Raw genomic sequence first — 17,859 nt, 5'->3', positions numbered from 1 at the left:
GATCAGGGCTCCTCGGTCGCATTTGTTGCATTGAACGGGGCGGGCTGCAGCAATTCCCTGAGTTGGGCGATCAACTGTTCCATCTCCGCCGGCAGCAGGGTGGCCATATTGAGCAGCACCTTCTGCTGGCGCACGGTGGCGATGACCGGCACCGGGAGTTCGCGCAAATCATCGAGCAGCTGCTGGGCCGGACGCGGGTCGGTGCATTCGAGCGCAGGCGCCGGGTAGAACTCGTCCGGCAGGGTGCCGCCGCCCACCACCAGCTGGGCGGGAACCGGCACAAAGCAGCCGGGCAGGGCGGCCATCAGCTGGGAGGCTCTCGCCTGCATGGCGGCCGGGTTGCTTAAGACTTGCTGGGCTATGCCCTCGCCGACGGGGGATTTGTTGAGCTTGTGGATGAGCAGGCGTTCAAGCAGGGAGTGAATGATGCGGCTTGAGCGGAAGGTGCGCATCATGGGATGTTTTTCCAGCCGCTTGATGAGATCGGCTCGGCCGCTGATGATGCCCGCTTGCGGGCCGCCCAAGAGCTTGTCGCCGGAGTAGCAGACCAGATCCACCCCCGCCTTGATGTACTGGCGCACCGAGGTTTCGTCCGGCGCAAACTCTTCGGTGGTCAAGCCGGAGCCCTGATCCACCGCCAGTACGACGTGCTCGGGCAGGGCGTGGGCCAGCTCGCCGATGTCGGCAGATTCGGTAAAGCCGCGAATGGCGAAATTGGATCTGTGCACCATCAGCACCAGCGCGGTCTGATCGGTGATGGCATCCAGGTAATCTTTGGCGGTCGTGATATTGGTGGTGCCCACCTCCACCAGCTTGGCTCCGGAGAGGGCCAGAATGTCGGGGATGCGAAAGCCGCCGCCAATCTGGATCTGCTCGCCGCGCGAGACGATCACCTCGCGCCCCTTGGCCACCTCCTGCAGCAGCAAAAAGAGCGACGCGGCATTGTTGTTGACCACCAGCGAATCCTCGGCCTGGGTGAGGCAACGGAGCAGGGGGGCGATCAGCCCCTTGCGCCCGCCGCGCTTGCCGGTGGCGAGATCCAGCTCCAGATTGTTGTAACCGGTGTTGAGGTCGCGCACCTCGTCCCACAGATCGCTACTTAACGGCGAGCGCCCCAGATTGGTGTGCACCAGGGTGCCGGTGGCGTTGATCACCCGGGTTTGACGCTGGCGCAGCTGCTGCTGGCAGCGCTTGGCAATCAGCGCTTCAAGGCGTTCAGAGGCGACGCCATGCTGGCGAAACGTCTCACTCTGGCGCAGTTCACTCAGGGTGTCGCGCACCGCCTGGGTCACCAGCGGGCGGCTCAGCGCCTCGATAAACCTAGCGAGAAAAGGTTGCTGCAGCAGCTGTTCCACTTGTGGCAAGCGGCGCTGGTTTGCGGGAGTCGCGGCATAAGAGGCGCTGGGGGCGAGGGAGGATACGTCAGACGGAGTTGGCATGAGATGACCCGGGCTGTGCGTGGGAGTGACATGCACGCCGCCTTGCCGGAGGAAGGCCGCTGCGACGCTGCTTATTTGCTGCTTTTAGCCATTCATGAATTAATTAAAAAGGCGAATGGATAAATTAATGTTTGAGCAGAAAAATAAGGGTGTCGGAGCGCATTCAGATTATATTGGCAATGCGACAGGCGCCTTGTTAGAACAATATGTGAAACAGTCGCCAACCAGCCTGAAACATAATTGACGGTTTCTCTCCAATATATGAAATTTGGCGGAAGAGGCAGGAATCGAACCTGCCAAAGCCTTCTCGGCTCTCATCGGTTTTGAAGACCGAGGAGGCCACCAGACCCCATCAGCTTCCGCAATGGCCACCATTTTGTGGCAATTTTCTGTGACTGGCAACGCTTTTTTATGTTTAAAAATAGCGAGTTGGCCGATTTTCTGAAAAATATCCGCGCGTTGATTCATATCAATTTCATGGCAATTAGCCCGATGTTTTTAATTTAACATCGGGCGTTTTTATATGCCTTTAGAGGGAGCGCAGACTGCTGCCGTTAACAAGCCGGCAAATAATCGGTGGCCGCGTTGGTCATATTCCACTGGGTCAGCCGGTTTATTAACAACTCGCTATCTTTAGCCTCTTCCAGGTGATCGTAAAGATAATCCATGGCGCCGCTCACCATCTCGGTCATCGGGAAGGAGAACGCCACTATGGCCGGTTGCACCCCGACAAAGATCACCTCGGGTACAAAGGTTTTGAGCTCGTCGATCAGGAAATTGAGCGGCATGTTGTGGGTCGAGAAGATAAACATCTCGGCGATGGTCTCGGGGGGGATCACCTGCAGGGTACCCGCCTTCTCGCCGATCTCGGCGGCATCTACCAGCACCACCCGCTCCGGTTGCAGCTCCCGCACCTTGTAGACCACATTTTCCGGCGCGATGCCGCCATCGATATGGATCCAGCCGGGCAGGGGGGCGGCCTGCAGCTTGTCGGCGAGATAGGGGCCGGCACCGTCGTCCCCCATCATGGCATTGCCCACGGTCAACACGAGATTGCAGCCCATCAGCGGCTCCTTACCATCAGGTACATATGGGGGTCGTTAAAGAGGGCGGTGAGCTGATCCATAAAGGTATTGGTCCAGCCCAGCTCCTGCTCATCGAGCAGATTGTCGGCTTTGCGCAGTCGGTCGAAGGCGCAGGCCAGCATATGGCAGTGCTCGCGATAGATGGTGATCTCGCCAAAGGTGAGAAATCCCTCCATTTTGCGGCGCGCCTCGCTCCCCTCTGGCAGCTTGGCTACCCAGTCGCGATAACCGGTCAGCGAGCAGACCAGGTCTGCTCGCAGGCAATCGACGATGCCGAGGTGGTGGCCGATGGCGAGGCTGTAGTACATCACCTCCTTGGCTTCCTCGGGGACATCGAACTGCTCGTCGACGAACTTGCGCGAGAGGCGGTAGAAAAAAACCTCGTCAGCCATGTACCGCCTCTCCCTTGCCGGCCGCCCGGTTGAGGCAGGCGTTTGCGAGGTTGTTGACGATCTCCGAGAGGCGCGGATCGTCGTGCTGATCGAGGTAGCTCTGGATGCGCAGATCCACATCCTGCTGGGTCGCCCCTTCGAGCAGGGCCATGAATTCGTCGGCGATGATCCGCCCCTGCCGGTAACCGGCCATGCGGCGCGCTTCGCGTTCGATCATCACCCGGATTTCATTGGGGATGCCGGTATGGCGCAGCTCGACCCGCTCACCCGGTTGCACCTCGTGGCTGGTGGCTTTGAGTTTTTGTTCAAGCAGACCGAGCGCCACGGCAAAGCCGTAGATGGTGGCGGCCGGCGTGGGCGGGCAGCCGGGGATATAGACATCCACCGGTACGATTTTGTCGGTGCCGCCCCAGACGCAATAGAGATCGTGGAAAATGCCGCCGTCACAGCCGCAGGCGCCGTAGGCGATGCAGATCTTGGGGTCGGGCGCCGCCTCGTAGGCGCGCAGGGCCGGTACCCGCATCGCCCGGGTCACTGCGCCGGTAAAGAGCAGGATGTCGGCGTGGCGGGGGGAGGCGACCACCTTGATGCCGAAACGCTCGGCATCGAACAGCGGGGTGATGGTGGCGAAGATCTCGATCTCGCAGGCGTTGCAGCCGCCGCAATCGACCCGGTAGACATAGGCCGAGCGGCGAATGTCCTTGAGCAGTGTCTTCTTGAGTTTGGTGGTCTCGGGATCCTGTGCCAGCGGCACGGCGCGGGTATGGGCATGGCCGACAACCGGTTCTATGCCTTTGATCTTGCTCATCACATCCACTCCTTTTGTGCGGCCATCGGTGTGGCTATCGGTGTGATCAGGGCCGAGTCAGGCTGGCTCAGCATGCTCTGTTTTCGTTTGCAGTCGGGGCAGTGATGCAGCCGCTCTGGGGTCGCGAGCGGTGTGCCCGCCTGCTTGAGGGTGTCCTCCACCAGCGCCACCAGCTTGCTCGGGGCAAAGTAGGTGCCGCACAGGGTGCAGGGGGCCAGCGCGAAGCGGGCCTCCTCATAAAGGTCGGCCTTGTTGGTCACCGCCAGCTCGAACTCGGGTGAGAGGGCGATGGCGCGGGTCGGGCAGACTTCCTCGCAGCGGCCGCAGAAGATGCAGCGCGCCATGGAGATCTCCCAGCGCCGTTCGCCTGTCTCCATGTCCACTTCCATCACCAGCGCGTTGGCCGGGCAGGCCTTGGTGCAGGCGGCGCAGGCGATGCACTGATCCGCCTGATATTTGGGTTTGCCGCGAAAATCCCGGTTCACCTCGTAAGGGGCGAAGGGGTACTTGGCGGTCGGGGTGCCAGCCTTGAGGATGGTCTTGAACAGCTTGATCATGATGACCCCTTATTTCAGCGGAGAGTTTTTGCGATCGATGCCGTAGCGCTCGATCTCCTTGTAGGAGACCACGGTGGATTTGCCCTTCTTGGGGTCGACCAGGGTGACCCGGTCGGTACAGGAGTAGCAGGGATCCAGACTGCCGATGATGAGCGGTGCATCCGCCACGGTATTGCCGCGCAGCATGTAACGCAGGGCGGGCCAGTTGGCGTAGGTGGCGGCGCGGCAGCGCCAGCGGAACAGCTTCTGGTTGTCCCCGGTCATGCTCCAGTGCACGTTCTCGCCGCGGGGCGCCTCGGTAAAGCCCAGCGCAAACTTGCCCGGCTGGTAGGTGAACCCTTCGGTCAAAAGCGGCCCCTGTGGCAGGTGCTCGAGGCCGAACTCAATCATGTCGAGGGAGTCGTAGAGCTCGTGGATGCGCACCAGCACCCGGGATTGCACGTCGCAACCCGCCTTGGTCTGGATCTCCATCGGCAGCTCGCGGTAGCCGGCAAAGTCGTGGACCCGGCGCACGTCGCGCTTGAAGCCGCTCGCCCGCACCATGGGGCCGACGCAGCTGAAATCGCGGGCAATCTGCGGGTCGAGCTTGCCGATACCGATGAGGCGGGAAGAGATGTTGGCGGTATCCAGCAGCATGGCCACCAGGGGTTTGAGCTCATTACGCAGTTCCCGTACCAGCTGGGCTCCCTTGATGCGATCTTCCTTGAAGATGTCGCGGCGTACCCCGCCAATCAGATTGAGGCCGTAGGTCTTGCGGGCACCGGTGAGCAGCTCGGCCAGGGTCATGGATTTCTCCCGCACCCGGAAGAACTGCATGAAGCCGGTGTCGAAACCGGTGAAGTGGCTCGACAGGCCGATGTTGAGGATATGGCTGTGCAGGCGCTCCACCTCCAGCAGCACGGCGCGGATCATCTTGGCCCGCTCGGGTACCACAATGCCCATGGCGTTCTCCACCGAGGTGGTGTAGGCGACGCTGTGGGTAAAACCGCAGATGCCGCAGACCCGGTCGGTCAGAAACGCCACTTCGTTGTAGCCCATCCGGGTTTCCGCCAGCTTCTCCATGCCGCGATGGACATAGAAGAGGCGGTAGTCGGCGTCGATGATGTCTTCGCCATCGACGAACAGACGAAAGTGCCCCGGTTCATCCGAGGTGATGTGCAGCGGGCCGACCGGCACGATGCGGTTGGCATCACTGCCGAGCTCGTTGACGAAGGGGTAGGTCTCGGTGTCGGTGGTGGGCATCGGGCGCTGGCGATAATCCATGGCGTCCTTGCGCAGGGGGTGGATATCCTCCGGCCAGTCGTCCGGCAGCACCAGACGGCGTTCGTCCGGCAGACCGATGGCGCGCAGGCCGTACATGTCGCGGATCTCCCGCTCGCCCCACACCGCCGCCGGAATGGTCGGGGTGATGGAGGGATACTCCTGGGTATCGGCATCCACCAGCACCTTGACGGTGATCCAGCACTTGGTGTCGCCCTCCATGGAGAAGACGTGGTAGACCGCGAAGTGGCCGTTGAGGCTGCGCTCGTCATTGGCAAAGGAGAGCGGAAGCCAGCCCCCCAGCTGGTGGAAGATCAGGCTGGCCGTCTCGACCAGACTGGTGGGCTTGACGGTAATGGTGGCCTGATCGGCGGTTTGCCACTCCTCGTCGACGATGGCGTGGGGCAGTTGGGCTCGCACCTGCTGGATATAGTCGCAGCCGATGCGATCCGAAATGGCGATGGTCATGCAGTTCTCACTTTAATGTTCGGGAATGCGCATTCACAAATGATGAAATCGGAAAAAGTCGCTGTGCTGGCGGGCATGATTCAGATCCCGACCAGATAGGCGAGCAGCGCCAGCAGGGCCAGCCCCAAGCCGTAGCGGGTGAGCTTGTGGGTGCGCACGAACTGGGTACGGGCCATGGCGTTTTCGATGATGCCGGCCAGCAAAAAGGCCACCAGCAGCTTGCAGGCGAGGATCAGCGCCGCACCGATGAGCGCAGGCAGACTCCAGTTGGCCGCCTTGCCGAAGGGGAGGAAAATCACCAGAAAGAGCTGCACCACCACCAGTTGCTTGAGGCCGATGGAGAGCTTGAGCAGGGCAAGACCCGCACCGGAATACTCGGTAAGCGGCCCCTCCTGCAGCTCCTGTTCGGCTTCGGCGCAGTCAAAGGGCAGCTTGCCCATCTCGACAAACACCGCGAAGGCGCAGGCGGCGCCAGCCAGCAGGGTGGCGATGGGCGCTGCCAGCGGCTGGGTCGCCACATAGCTGCTGATATTGCCCAGATCCGAGCTGCCCACCATCATCGCCATGATGAAGCAGGCGAGCACCAGAATGGGCTCCACCAGAATGCCGAGGGTCAGTTCACGGCGGGCGCCGATCCCTGCAAACATGCTGCCGCTGTCGAGCCCGGAGAGGGAGAAGAAGAAGCGGAATATCGCGAACAGATAGATGTCGGTGATGAGATCCCCGGCGATGGGGAAGGGGGACTCGTGAGTCAGGGTCGGCAGCGCCATCCCTACCAGCAAGAGGGCGGCGATGAGCAGCGCAGGCATCAGGTTGAAGATGATGCCGGCAGGCTCGGGGGTCACCTCCTGACGGCGCAGGAGCTTGGCGATATCCCGGTAATCCTGCAGCAGGCCCGGCCCCTGACGGGAGTGCATCTTGGCCCGCAGCACCCGGTTGAAACCGGTGGCGAGCGGCGCCAGCGCCAGCATGGCGATGGCCTGGGTCAGGGCGAGGGCAACCATGCCCCAGCTCGGCATTTCAAGAACAGGCATATCAGACTCCTACAGCCATCAGGATAAAGAGCGCCAGCACAACACCGTGCAGCAGCCAGCCGGTCGTCCCGCTGGTATCGCTCACCCCGTGCAGGGCGCTGGCCAGATCGAGCTGCGGCTGCTTGCGATAGAGCGGCGCGCAGAGTTGGCGCAAGGTGTGGGTGACACCACCAGAGGTGAGGCTCATGCGCTCCTCATAGGCGTAACCACAAGCCCACGGGGTGCCAGCGTGACGACGACCCAGCTTGGGCCCCTTGAAGATGGCCAATACCAGCAGCGGAATCAGGAACAGCCCCAGCAAGGTGATGGCGATAACGGGCGGGGAGAGGATCGCCTGGCTGCTATCGAGGGGCAGCAGGGTAGCGCCGGTGGCCACGTTCATTTGGCCGCTTACCAAGGCTTGGCCATAGCTGGCGATATGAGGGGCAATCCAGGGGGCGCCCAGACCCAGCACCAGACAGACGGCGGCCAGCAGCAGGGTGCCTGCCACCATGGCGCCCGGCACTTCGCGGGCGTGGCTCGCCTTCTCGCTGCGCGGGGCGCCGCAGAAGCAGATGCCGTACACCTTGACGAAACACATCACCGCCATGGCGCCGGTCACCGCCAGCATCACTACCGCGAGCGGCGCGACAACGGAGGTGCCGAGTTTGGTCATGGAGAGCAGCGACTGGTAGATAAACCACTCGCTGACAAAGCCGTTCAGGGGCGGCAGCGCCGAGATGGCCATGGCACCGATGAGGAACGCCAGCGCGGTCCAGGGCATCAGCTTGGCCAGGCCCCCCATCTTGTCCATGTCGCGGGTGTGCAGGCGGAACATCACTGAGCCGGTGCCCATAAAGAGCAGGCTCTTGAAGATGGCGTGGTTGAGCAGGTGATAGAGGGCGCCGAGCAGCCCCAGCACCACCAGTGCCGGCTGCTGGTTGGCGATGCCGATCATGCCGATGCCCATCCCCATCAGGATGATGCCGATGTTCTCCACCGTGTGGTAGGCGAGCAGCCGCTTGAGATCGTGCTCGGCCAGCGCAAACAGCACCCCGAGCACCGCCGAGCAGGCTCCGAAGATCAGCACCACATAGCCCCACCAGAGCTGGCTGGCGCCGAGAAAATCGATGCTGACCCGCAAGATGCCAAAGAGACCCAGCTTCACCATGACGCCGGACATCAGCGCCGAGATATGGGAGGGGGCAACGGGCTCGGCCACCGGCAGCCAGCCGTGCAGCGGCACGAAACCGGCGCGCAGGCCAAAACCGCAGAAGCTGAGCAGGAACACCAGGGAGGCCAGGACGCCCGCCAGATGGTGCTCGCGCAGCGCGGCGAACTCCAGCGAGCCGCTCTCGCGGCAGAGCAGCCAGAAGGCGATCAGCACCAGTGCCATGCCGATATGGTTCATCACCAGATAGAGACGGCTCTGTTTGGCGGCCTCGGGGTTGGTTTTGACCAGCCAGTAGGTGGTGAGGGTCACCAGCTCGTAGCAGAGCAAGAAACCGAGCGCATTGTCGGCCAGTACCATGCCCACCATGGCAAAGAGGAAGAGGTTCATCAGCGCGCCGATGGCCACATCGCCCTTGCCCTGATATTCGCGGATATAGGCAAAGGAGTAGAGGGCGACAGCGACGCCGACGGTGCTGATCACCAGCAGCATCAGTGCGGCCAGCATATCGAGGTGAACCGAGCCCAGCAGCCAGAGCTGGCCGTCGACGGGGGCGCCTTGGGCAAAGATCTGGATGGCGGCGACCAGACCCGCGAGCGAGCCCAACAGGGCAAAGCCACTGTTGAGACGGTTGGCCAGTGCGGGCAGTTTTTGCAGCAGCAGACCGGCGGCAGCGCCCAGCAAAAAGAGCAGGAGCGTGGCCATAACAAGGGGGGACAACATCAGCACGCTCCCTCTGTGGTGGATAAATCGGATGCGGGGAGCGCCGTGGCGGGCGCCGAGAAGGCAGAGGCCCCCTGCGGGTTGGTGTCGGCCGCTTGCTGGCGACGGATACGGGCGGCGCGTTCGGTGTCGCCGTCATTGACCAGCTTCAATGCCTGGGAGGGGCAGGCATCGACACAGGCCGGCCCTTCGGCACGAAATTCGCACAGGTCACACTTGACCGCGATGCTGCGCACGCCCGGCTCCCAGCTCAGCAGATCCTCGCCAAAGCAGCGCAGGCCGGCGGAGGTGGAGGGGTTGCTGGAGTGGATGGAGCAGGGGATATAGATGTCGTAACTGGTGGCCACGGCCACCGGACGGCTGCCGCCGCTCTGGATGGCGCCAAAGGGACAGGCCACGGCGCAGAGGTTGCAGCCGATGCAGAGCGACTCGTTGAGTTGCACGCAATCGCCGGTCTGGCGGATCGCCTCGACCGGGCACACCTTGCTGCAGGGGGCATCGTCACAGTGACGGCACTGAACCGGCATGGTCGCCTGCTCGTGTCGCATAACAGTTAAACGGGGGGCTTGTTGCAAACCTTGCGCCTTGTGTACCTCGCTGCAGGCCGCCATACAGGTGCCACAGCCGATACAAAGCTTGGGGTCAGCGATAACGAAGCGGTTCATAGCCTACCTTGTCGTGTCGCGAACGGAGAAAGTAGGGGCAGGTTGGCAAGATACGGGCCAGCTTGTTTTTGCTTGGCTGGATGAGTGTAAGTGTTTGTTTTTAAATGATGTTTAAAATCGCGCCGACGGGCGTCGAGGCCTTGTCCCACTGTCGAACCGTGACGTTCGTCACTTGTGACGAAGGGTAGGAGAGGGTTCGTCACCTTGGAAAACGCAGCATGAGTAGGGTGCAAAGAACGCAGTGAATTGCACCGCTATCAAAATATGTTCGCGGTGCACGGCGCTGCGCTTGTTGCACCCTACGGCAGCGAGTCTGTTCGGATAGAGACCGTTTGTCTTGAAACCGTAGGTTCGATTAGCGAAGCGTAATCGGACACACGAGAACGGAAACATATCGGCAGCATGCCGGGAGGTAGGGTGCAAAGAACGAAGTGAATTGCACCGTTTGCAGCATATGGTCGCCGTGGTGTGCTCCCTTCTTCCCTCGTGGGAGAAGGGCTGGGGATGAGGGGGCCGGTAATTGGGGTTAGTTACAAAATGAGAGAGGGAGGCCAATGCCTCCCTCTCTCTTTAGCGCAACTCACGCCATCAGATATCCACCTGGGATCCCAGCTCGATGACCCGGTTGGGCGGGATCTCGAACTGATCCGGTGCGCGCAGGGCGTTGCGCTGCAGCAGCATAAAGAGCTTGCCGCGCAGGTAGAGGTACCAGGGGCGCTCCTTCATGATCAGCGACTCGTGGGCCATGAAGAAGGAGGTCTCCATCATCCGGCAGCTCAGCCCCTCGGCGTTGCAGCGGTGGAAGATCTCCTCCACGTTGGGGGTCTCGCGCCAGCCATAGCTTGCCACCACCCGCCAGAAGGTGGGGGAGAGCTGCTCGATGCAGACCCGGCGCACGTTGTGGACGTAGGGCACCTCTTCCACCCGCAGGGTGAGCAGGATGATCCGCTCGTGCAGCACCTTGTTGTGCTTGAGGTTGTGCAGCAGCGCGTGGGGGATCACGTTGACCACCCGCGACATATAGACCGCCGTGCCGGCCACCCGGGTCGGCGGGGATTTCTCCAGCGAGGCGATCATCGGCTCCAGCGAGTTGCCGTGCTCGTTGAGGCGGCGAATAAGCTGAAAGCGCTCGCTCTTCCAGCTGGTCATCACGGTGAACATCACCGCCCCCAGGGTGAGCGGCAGCCAGCCGCCGGAGAAGATCTTGGCGAGGTTGGCGGCAAACAGCGGCACGTCGATGGCCAGCAGCGCGACAAACAGGGCGGCCACCAGGTACTTGTTCCAGTGCCAGCTGTGGCGGGCCACCGAGCAGGAGAGGATGGAAGTGAGCACCATGGTGCCGGTGACGGCGATGCCGTAGGCCGCCGCCAGGTTGCTGGAGTGCTCGAAGCTCATGATGACGATCACCACCGAGATATAGAGCATCCAGTTGATGACCGGAATATAGATCTGGCCGGACTCCTGTTCGGAGGTGTGCACGATGCGGATGGGTGAGAGATAACCGAGCCGCACCGCCTGCCGGGTGAGCGAAAAGACCCCGGAGATCACGGCCTGCGAGGCGATCACCGTAGCCAGGGTCGCCAGCAGCAGCAGCGGCAGCAGCGCCCATTTCGGTGCAAGCAGGAAGAAGGGGTTGGTGATGGCCTCGGGATGGGCCAGCAGCAGCGCCCCCTGGCCGAAGTAGTTGAGCACCAGAGAGGGCAACACCACCATAAACCAGGCGCGCCGGATCGGACTCTTGCCAAAATGGCCCATGTCGGCGTAGAGCGCCTCCACCCCGGTGATGGCCAGCACCACGGCGCCGAGGGCAAAGAAGGAGGCGGTCTGGTACTTGGCAAAGAAGCGCAGCGCCCAGACGGGGTTGAGCGCCCCCAGCACCTCGGGGTGCTGGAAGATGCTGTTCAGGCCCAGCACCGCCAGGGTGATGAACCAGGTGAGCATGATGGGGGCGAACAGCTTGCCCACGGTGGCGGTGCCGTGTTTCTGGATGGCGAACAGTAGGGTCAGCACCAGCACCGAGAGCGGCACTATATAGGGGTCGAGGGAGGGGGCGGCGATGTTCAAGCCCTCGATGGCCGACATCACCGACATGGCCGGGGTGATCACCACCTCGCCATAGAAGAAGCTGCCGCCAATCAGCCCCAGGATGATCAGCAAGGGGGTCCATTTGGCCGGGGTGTTGCGGGTGGCCAGCGACATCAGAGTGAGGATGCCCCCTTCGCCGGCGTTGTCGGCCCGCATCACGAAGGAGAGGTACTTGACCGAGACCACCAGGATCAGCAGCCAGAAGATCAGTGAAAGAAAGCCCAGGATGGAGGCGGGCTCCACCCCGAAACCGAACTGGCCGGAGAGGCACTCGCGCAGGGTATAGAGCGGGCTGGTGCCGATGTCGCCATAGACCACGCCGATCGCCGCCAGCGTAACGCCGGACAGGGCTTGTTTGTGATTACCGTTCATGAAGTTGTCTGTCAGTTTGATGGTGACGATTGGCCAGCACGGGCCGCCCCCGTCTATCGGGCGTGCGGCAGGTGCCGCAGGAACGCATTAATGGATTGCGATGGGAAAGGGAGCTAACTGGATATAAAGAGGCTCATCATGGGACACAGTCTGTTCATCTGCCGTTAAGGGTATAATGACACACCCGTCGTAGGTTTATGCTCAGGTATAAATAATCAAAAAGGGGTGGTTAACGAAATTATTAATTGGCCGCTGATTGAAATACCCCGTCCAGCCCCTGGCAAGTGATTGTTTTAGCTGGCTATCCATTTTTGCCAGCGTTTTGCATCAAGCTGGCTAAGAAATAAACGATAAAATGCTGACCAATAAATTAATGGTTAGGTGGGTAAAGAGGTTGGAATGAGGTAGCGATAGAGTCTTTTGGTTGGTGAAAGCGTATAGCCTATGATCACTGATGATCACAGGCTAAAAATTAGCTAGCATTAGATTTTTTATTAACTAATCTAATCGCATATGATAACTCAACCCCTCTCTCATCTATTAAATATTTATGTGTTTTGACCAACTCATACTTAATCATGAATGGAAGATTATCAATATTGTCTCTTTCATCAAAGGTCAGTATACATAGTACGACAGAGTAACTTGACGCATGAAGCTCTTGGCGCTTTTCAGGTATTAAAGATAGAAACAAAGTGCTGTCTTTATTTTCATTCTCTCGGTTTCTATTTTTTACTATGAAATCCCGCATAGATAAACGAGTTTCAGAATCTTTAATAAATGAATCAGTATAAAATCTAGCTTGTAGAAAAAGATGGCTTAGTGAGTTTGTGCCACTCTTTAATACTTTTACATGGATAAATTCTTTTTTTGAATGAAATAAATCACATATCTCATATTGTTTATTTCCAGCTATTGTTATTTTAGATTTATCAAATAGGTATATGTCTTTATTGTTACTTGCAACGTATGAATTATAGACATCTTCTCTGTATCTTTCCTTCGGTACACCATTCTCATGTACTTTACAATAAATTGATATATCATTTGGTAAGTAGTTATTTGTGTTTTCATTTATTTTTTCAGAAATGTATTGTTCAATGTTTTCTTTAAAGTCAGAATTGACACTTCGCCAAGTTCCAGCGCTTAGAATAAAAGTTGTTCCATTACATTCCACTTCAAAGTTTAAGCAGTCGTAAGCTCTTGAACTTGATATTTCATCAGAGGTGGAGACGGTGTAAATTCGCCAATGTTTTACTGTATTGATAGAGGCTTTTTTAGTAAAAAGCATATGAGAGTCCAATAGCTCCTGTATGCCTAGTGTTTCAAATCTTATTGCTTCTGGATGATTGGCGGGGTCTTCATATGTGTAGTAATTAACGTCATCCGACTCTATCCTGTTAGGCGATAAATGAATATTTGAAAGCTGTTTATCTTTTAAACGCTCAAATAATATTGAGTCAAGATTTTCAATCTTATCTGTATCGCTAACGTAATCTAACCTACCATATGTAGGGAATTTATTTTTGTATAAATCTGAACCGTAGGCATTATCTAGGCTTAATAATATATCAATTAAATCATCTTTACTTACTAAAACACTATTTTTGAGGTTTATTGTAATTGAATTTTTACCAGAAAATGATTTTATGTATGGGTAGTCATCATAGGTTAGCCCTGATATTGCGCGGAAAAATTCCTTTTCATCATTGATATCAAATATATCTAAGCTAGCCCCCTTACTTGCTTGGCGATCAGTCAGCGTTGATATTGATGAGTGTGTCGTAGTGTTCACTTTTTTCAAATTGTTTTGGTCGCAGATATTCATTGCGACCTTTATGCCGAAGTCACTTACTAGATAGTCTAAGTTTATAAATCTTGATGTGTGCATCCCAAAGGTAAGTAAGAAAAATTTAGTACCAATGGTTTTGTTTGATATTTTTAAACCCAGTACAGCTGAGGGCGTTTTATTTTTTGTTGAGAATTTAAAATTGAAGATACTATCTAGACTATTAACCATCATCATCCATGGGTAGTCGGCCTCAGTTTTTTTAGTACCGCCAACTTCGCTGTATTTTATAATGAACTCAACATTAAAATCTTTATATCTATATTTAAATTTTGGTAACGATTCTGTTGTTACATCAAAAATGAATGAAAAGCTTTTAACCGAGTCTTTTGCTTTATATATTGTGATTCTCTCTAATTTATTACCACTCAAAACAAAGCCCTCTAATGTTAGTTAATTTAAAAAATCTCTTAGATGTAAGACCTTATTGAAACACTGCGAGATAAAATTCTCATTAAAATATTAATGTGGTTCATTTTTGAAAATATAAAACTTTCTGAAAAGTCAATATTAATAAGTGTAATAGATAAATCTACGATCCAGTGATGAGGCTTCCAGTCTGTAACTGGTGATGCTCTACTATTTATTATCATGACTCCCACTTTCAATTGAGCTGGTTATCAGGTGAGCTATAGTAACTGGTCGGATAAAAAACAGAAGCGTGATGTATTAAAAGTAGGCTCCAGTTCAATAAATTTGTTAGTAGAGGCTCTTAGGTCGGCTTTGGCTTTACGTACTTCTCGTACCTTTAACCTAACTGGGCTAAGCCATGAGCAGCAGTTTTATTCCCTGCCATTACAATGCAAGCTTGCACAGCTGGATGATCTCGTGCCGCTAGCTACTTGTATGCCAAACATCCCACGCTTATAAAGCGGGGCAGAAGCTTGTCAGCCAGTGTCGACCTCGTCACTTTTGTCATGTCGAGCAGGGGGCTGGCCCCTTCGTTACCCTCGTCAGTTGCGACTAATACCTCCTTTATCATCCAGATTATCTCTTTATTTTCATATGCTTGTGATTTTATGACGGGCCATCTGCCCGTGTTGGTCTGATAAATGCTTTGTGGGGGCAGACCGCGTTGTCGCCTACCTGGTGGGTGAGGGCGGTCGGGTGTAACGAACCATTTAGGATCCCTCTCTATGAACAGCTTCGTGATTGCAGATCCCAGTCTCTGTATTGGGTGTCGTACCTGTGAGGTGGCCTGCGCCGTTTCACACCAGTCAGGGTCCTGCACTGGGACCCTTGAGCGGGAGGGCGGCCTGCATCTTGCCATCGAGGATGGACATCTGGTCTCCAAGGACAGCCATTTTCAGCCGCGCCTGAAGGTGATCGTGGGCAGCAAGGTGACCACGCCGGTGCTCTGCCGCCAGTGTGAAGACAAGCCGTGCGCCATGGCCTGCCCCAACAACGCCATCGTCAGCGAGGATGGCTGCGTCAAGGTGCTGCAGGCGCGCTGCATCGGCTGCAAGTCCTGCGTGGTGGCCTGTCCTTACGGCGCCATGGCGGTGGTGGTGAAAGAGGTGGCCCCCACGGCCGATTCGCTCTTCAAGCGGCCGCAGACCAAGGCACAGGCGCTCAAGTGCGATCTCTGCCAGCACCGCGAGGCGGGCCCGGCCTGTGTCGAGGTGTGCCCGACCCAGGCGCTGCGGCTGGTCACGCCGGCCCACCTTGACACCCTGAACCGGCAGAAGCAGCTGGCCAGTGCCGAGGCCCTGCTGGCAATGCCAGCGCGGGTGTGAGCGGGCTTGCCGAGCCGTTTTTCGTTAACAAACAAGAGTGTGAGTCATGAAAAAAGTCATTACCGTGTGCCCCTATTGCGGCACCGGTTGCAAGATCAACCTGCTGGTTGAAAACGACAAGGTGGTGGGGGCCGAAGGCGCCAACGGCCGGACCAACGAGGGGCAGCTCTGCCTCAAGGGCTATTACGGTTGGGATTTCTTGAACGACACCAACCTGCTGACCCCCCGTCTCAAGAGCCCGATGATCCGCCGCGAGCGCGGTGGCAAGCTCGAAGCCGTCTCCTGGGACGAAGCCATCGAGTTCGCCAGCAGCCGCCTCTCGGCCATCAAGGCGAAATATGGCCCGGACGCCATCATGACCACTGGCTCTGCCCGTGGCCCCGGCAATGAAGCCAACTATGTGATGCAGAAATTTGCCCGCGCCGTGCTGGGGACGAACAACGTCGACCACTGCGCGAGGGTGTGACACGCACCCTCAGTCTCCGGTCTGGAGACAACAGTAGGCAACGGCGCCATGAGCAACGCCATTCCCGAAATTCAAGAGACCAAGTGCCTGCTGGTGTTTGGTTACAACGCTGCTGACTCTCACCCCATCGTCGCCCGCCATATCCTCAAGGCGAAGGCAAACGGGGCCAAGGTGATTGTGTGTGATCCCCGAATGGTGGAGACCGCCCGCATCGCCGATCAGTGGCTGCCGCTCAAAAACGGTTCCAATATGGCGCTGGTCAACGCCTTCGCCAACGTCTTGATCAATGAAGGGCTCTACAACAAGGAGTTCGTCGCCAACTACACCGAAGGGTTTGACACCTTCAAGGCCACGGTGGCCAAGTACACCCCGGAATACGTGGAGGGGATCACCGGCCTCAAAGCCGCCGATATCCGCGCCGCCATTCGCACCTATGCCGCATCGCCTGCTTCCATGATCCTGTGGGGCATGGGGGTGACCCAGTACGGTCAGGCGGTGGACGTGGTCAAGGGGCTCGCGGGTATTGCGCTGCTGACCGGCAACTTCGGTCGCCGTGGCACTGGCTGTGGGCCGGTACGCGGTCAGAACAACGTGCAGGGTACCTGCGACATGGGGATGCTGCCGCACCAGTTCCCGGGCTATCAGTCGGTGAGCGATCCTGCCATCAGCGCCAAGTTTGCCAAGGCGTGGGGGGTGGATGCGCTCTCCCAGAAACCGGGTTATCGGCTGACCGAGCTTGGCCACAAGGTGGAGGAGGGCAAGTGCAAGGCCTTCTACATCTTCGGGGAAGATCCGGCGCAGACCGAGGCCGATCTCGGTCAGTTCCGCCGTACCCTGGCGGGGATGGAGCTGGTGATCGTGCAGGATATCTTCATGACCCAGACCGCCGAGATGGCGGATGTGATCCTGCCCGCCACCAGCTGGGGCGAGCACGAGGGGGTTTACAGCTCGGCGGATCGCGGCTTCCAGCGCTTCTACAAGGCGGTCACTCCCCCTGATAACGTGAAACCGGACTGGGCCATCTTCTCGCTGATGGCGACCGCCATGGGGTATCCCATGGAGTATCGCGACACCGAGCAGATCTGGGACGAGCTGCGCGGACTCTGCCCGCTCTACGCCGGGGTCAGCTATGACAAGATGGCCGATCTCAAGAGCGTGCAGTGGCCCTGTCCGACCGAGGATCACCCGGGCACCAGCACCCTGTTCGAGGGGAACGTGTTCACCACCCCGAGCGGCAAGGGTCAGCTGATTGCCTCCGAGTGGCGGCCGCCGCTGGAGCAGCCCTGTGCCGAGTACCCGCTGGTGCTCTCCACCGTGCGCGAGGTGGGTCACTACTCCTGCCGCTCCATGACCGGCAACTGCTCGGCGCTGCAAACCCTGGCCGATGAGCCGGGCTATGTGCAGATCCACCCGAGCGATGCCAAGAAGCTCGGGGTGAAGGATCAGGCGCTGGTCTGGATCTCGTCGCGGCGCGGCAAGGTGATCACCCGGGCCAACTACAACGAGCGGGTCAACGCCGGGGTGGTCTACATGACCTACCAGTGGTGGATAGGGGCCTGCAACGAGCTCACCATCGAGCACGTTGACCCTGTCTCCTACACGCCGGAGTACAAGTACTGCGCAGTGAAAATTGAGCGTATCGAGGATCAGCCGGGGGCGGAAGTGTACGTCCAGACTGAATACAGCGCGCTCAAGGCGAAATTGCGCAGCGCCGCCAAAGGGTAATCGTCGTTAATAAAGTGGATCCAGGCTCTGTATACAGGGCCCGGA

General features: G+C 57.9%; 13 protein-coding genes and 1 tRNA gene. 2 read left to right on the top strand and 12 right to left on the bottom strand.

What is annotated here, in order from left to right; translation table 11 throughout:
- Nucleotides 1–2: 2 nt before the first annotated feature.
- The 12 genes from selA to AHA_RS12610 all read right to left on the bottom strand — a co-directional run bounded on the left by selA (nucleotide 3) and on the right by AHA_RS12610 (nucleotide 14,259).
- Nucleotides 3–1,439 carry an L-seryl-tRNA(Sec) selenium transferase gene (selA, locus tag AHA_RS12670; RefSeq protein WP_011706333.1) on the bottom strand — a complete coding sequence of 479 codons (1,437 nt, stop codon included), beginning with the start codon at nucleotides 1,437–1,439 and terminating at the stop codon, nucleotides 3–5.
- Between the two features lie 269 nt (nucleotides 1,440–1,708).
- Nucleotides 1,709–1,800 (bottom strand) — tRNA-Sec (locus AHA_RS12665).
- Nucleotides 1,801–1,993: 193 nt separating this feature from the next.
- Nucleotides 1,994–2,503: a hydrogenase maturation peptidase HycI gene (hycI, locus tag AHA_RS12655; protein WP_011706332.1), complete on the bottom strand. Its 510-nt coding sequence runs from the start codon at nucleotides 2,501–2,503 to the stop codon at nucleotides 1,994–1,996.
- The gene (locus tag AHA_RS12650; protein WP_011706331.1) at nucleotides 2,503–2,916 is read right to left on the bottom strand and encodes a formate hydrogenlyase maturation HycH family protein; all 414 of its coding nucleotides are present in this window, start codon (nucleotides 2,914–2,916) and stop codon (nucleotides 2,503–2,505) included. The genes hycI and AHA_RS12650 overlap by 1 nt, the downstream gene beginning before the upstream one ends.
- On the bottom strand, nucleotides 2,909–3,724 hold the full coding sequence (locus AHA_RS12645) for an NADH-quinone oxidoreductase subunit B family protein (protein WP_011706330.1): 816 nt from the start codon (nucleotides 3,722–3,724) through the stop codon (nucleotides 2,909–2,911). The genes AHA_RS12650 and AHA_RS12645 overlap by 8 nt, the downstream gene beginning before the upstream one ends.
- Nucleotides 3,724–4,281, bottom strand: coding sequence for a formate hydrogenlyase complex iron-sulfur subunit (locus AHA_RS12640; RefSeq protein WP_005345227.1), 558 nt, complete (start codon nucleotides 4,279–4,281; stop codon nucleotides 3,724–3,726). The genes AHA_RS12645 and AHA_RS12640 overlap by 1 nt, the downstream gene beginning before the upstream one ends.
- 9 nt (nucleotides 4,282–4,290) lie before the next feature.
- Nucleotides 4,291–6,009 carry a hydrogenase large subunit gene (locus AHA_RS12635; protein ID WP_011706329.1) on the bottom strand — a complete coding sequence of 573 codons (1,719 nt, stop codon included), beginning with the start codon at nucleotides 6,007–6,009 and terminating at the stop codon, nucleotides 4,291–4,293.
- Between the two features lie 80 nt (nucleotides 6,010–6,089).
- Nucleotides 6,090–7,043 (bottom strand): respiratory chain complex I subunit 1 family protein, encoded by a 954-nt coding sequence (locus AHA_RS12630; protein WP_005345231.1) that lies wholly within the window; start codon nucleotides 7,041–7,043, stop codon nucleotides 6,090–6,092.
- Between the two features lies 1 nt (nucleotide 7,044).
- Complete coding sequence (gene hyfB / locus AHA_RS12625) at nucleotides 7,045–8,916, bottom strand: hydrogenase 4 subunit B (RefSeq protein ID WP_011706328.1); 1,872 nt, start codon at nucleotides 8,914–8,916, stop codon at nucleotides 7,045–7,047.
- Nucleotides 8,916–9,581, bottom strand: coding sequence for a 4Fe-4S dicluster domain-containing protein (locus AHA_RS12620; protein WP_011706327.1), 666 nt, complete (start codon nucleotides 9,579–9,581; stop codon nucleotides 8,916–8,918). The genes hyfB and AHA_RS12620 overlap by 1 nt, the downstream gene beginning before the upstream one ends.
- Before the next feature lie 588 nt (nucleotides 9,582–10,169).
- Nucleotides 10,170–12,038 carry a low affinity potassium transporter Kup gene (kup, locus tag AHA_RS12615; protein WP_011706326.1) on the bottom strand — a complete coding sequence of 623 codons (1,869 nt, stop codon included), beginning with the start codon at nucleotides 12,036–12,038 and terminating at the stop codon, nucleotides 10,170–10,172.
- A 472-nt stretch (nucleotides 12,039–12,510) separates the two neighbouring features.
- The gene (locus AHA_RS12610; protein WP_011706325.1) at nucleotides 12,511–14,259 is read right to left on the bottom strand and encodes a DUF6119 family protein; all 1,749 of its coding nucleotides are present in this window, start codon (nucleotides 14,257–14,259) and stop codon (nucleotides 12,511–12,513) included.
- Between the two features lie 764 nt (nucleotides 14,260–15,023).
- Between AHA_RS12610 and AHA_RS12605 the strand changes: the two genes are divergently transcribed.
- Together AHA_RS12605 and AHA_RS12600 are read left to right on the top strand one after the other, a co-directional pair.
- Nucleotides 15,024–15,623: a 4Fe-4S dicluster domain-containing protein gene (locus AHA_RS12605; protein WP_011706324.1), complete on the top strand. Its 600-nt coding sequence runs from the start codon at nucleotides 15,024–15,026 to the stop codon at nucleotides 15,621–15,623.
- A 46-nt stretch (nucleotides 15,624–15,669) separates the two neighbouring features.
- The gene (locus AHA_RS12600) at nucleotides 15,670–17,814 is read left to right on the top strand and encodes a formate dehydrogenase H subunit alpha, selenocysteine-containing (RefSeq protein ID WP_011706323.1); all 2,145 of its coding nucleotides are present in this window, start codon (nucleotides 15,670–15,672) and stop codon (nucleotides 17,812–17,814) included.
- Nucleotides 17,815–17,859 lie beyond the last annotated feature (45 nt).

Source organism: Aeromonas hydrophila subsp. hydrophila ATCC 7966, from assembly GCF_000014805.1.
GTDB classification, from domain to species: domain Bacteria; phylum Pseudomonadota; class Gammaproteobacteria; order Enterobacterales; family Aeromonadaceae; genus Aeromonas; species Aeromonas hydrophila.
This window is presented reverse-complemented; position numbering and strand designations above follow the sequence as displayed.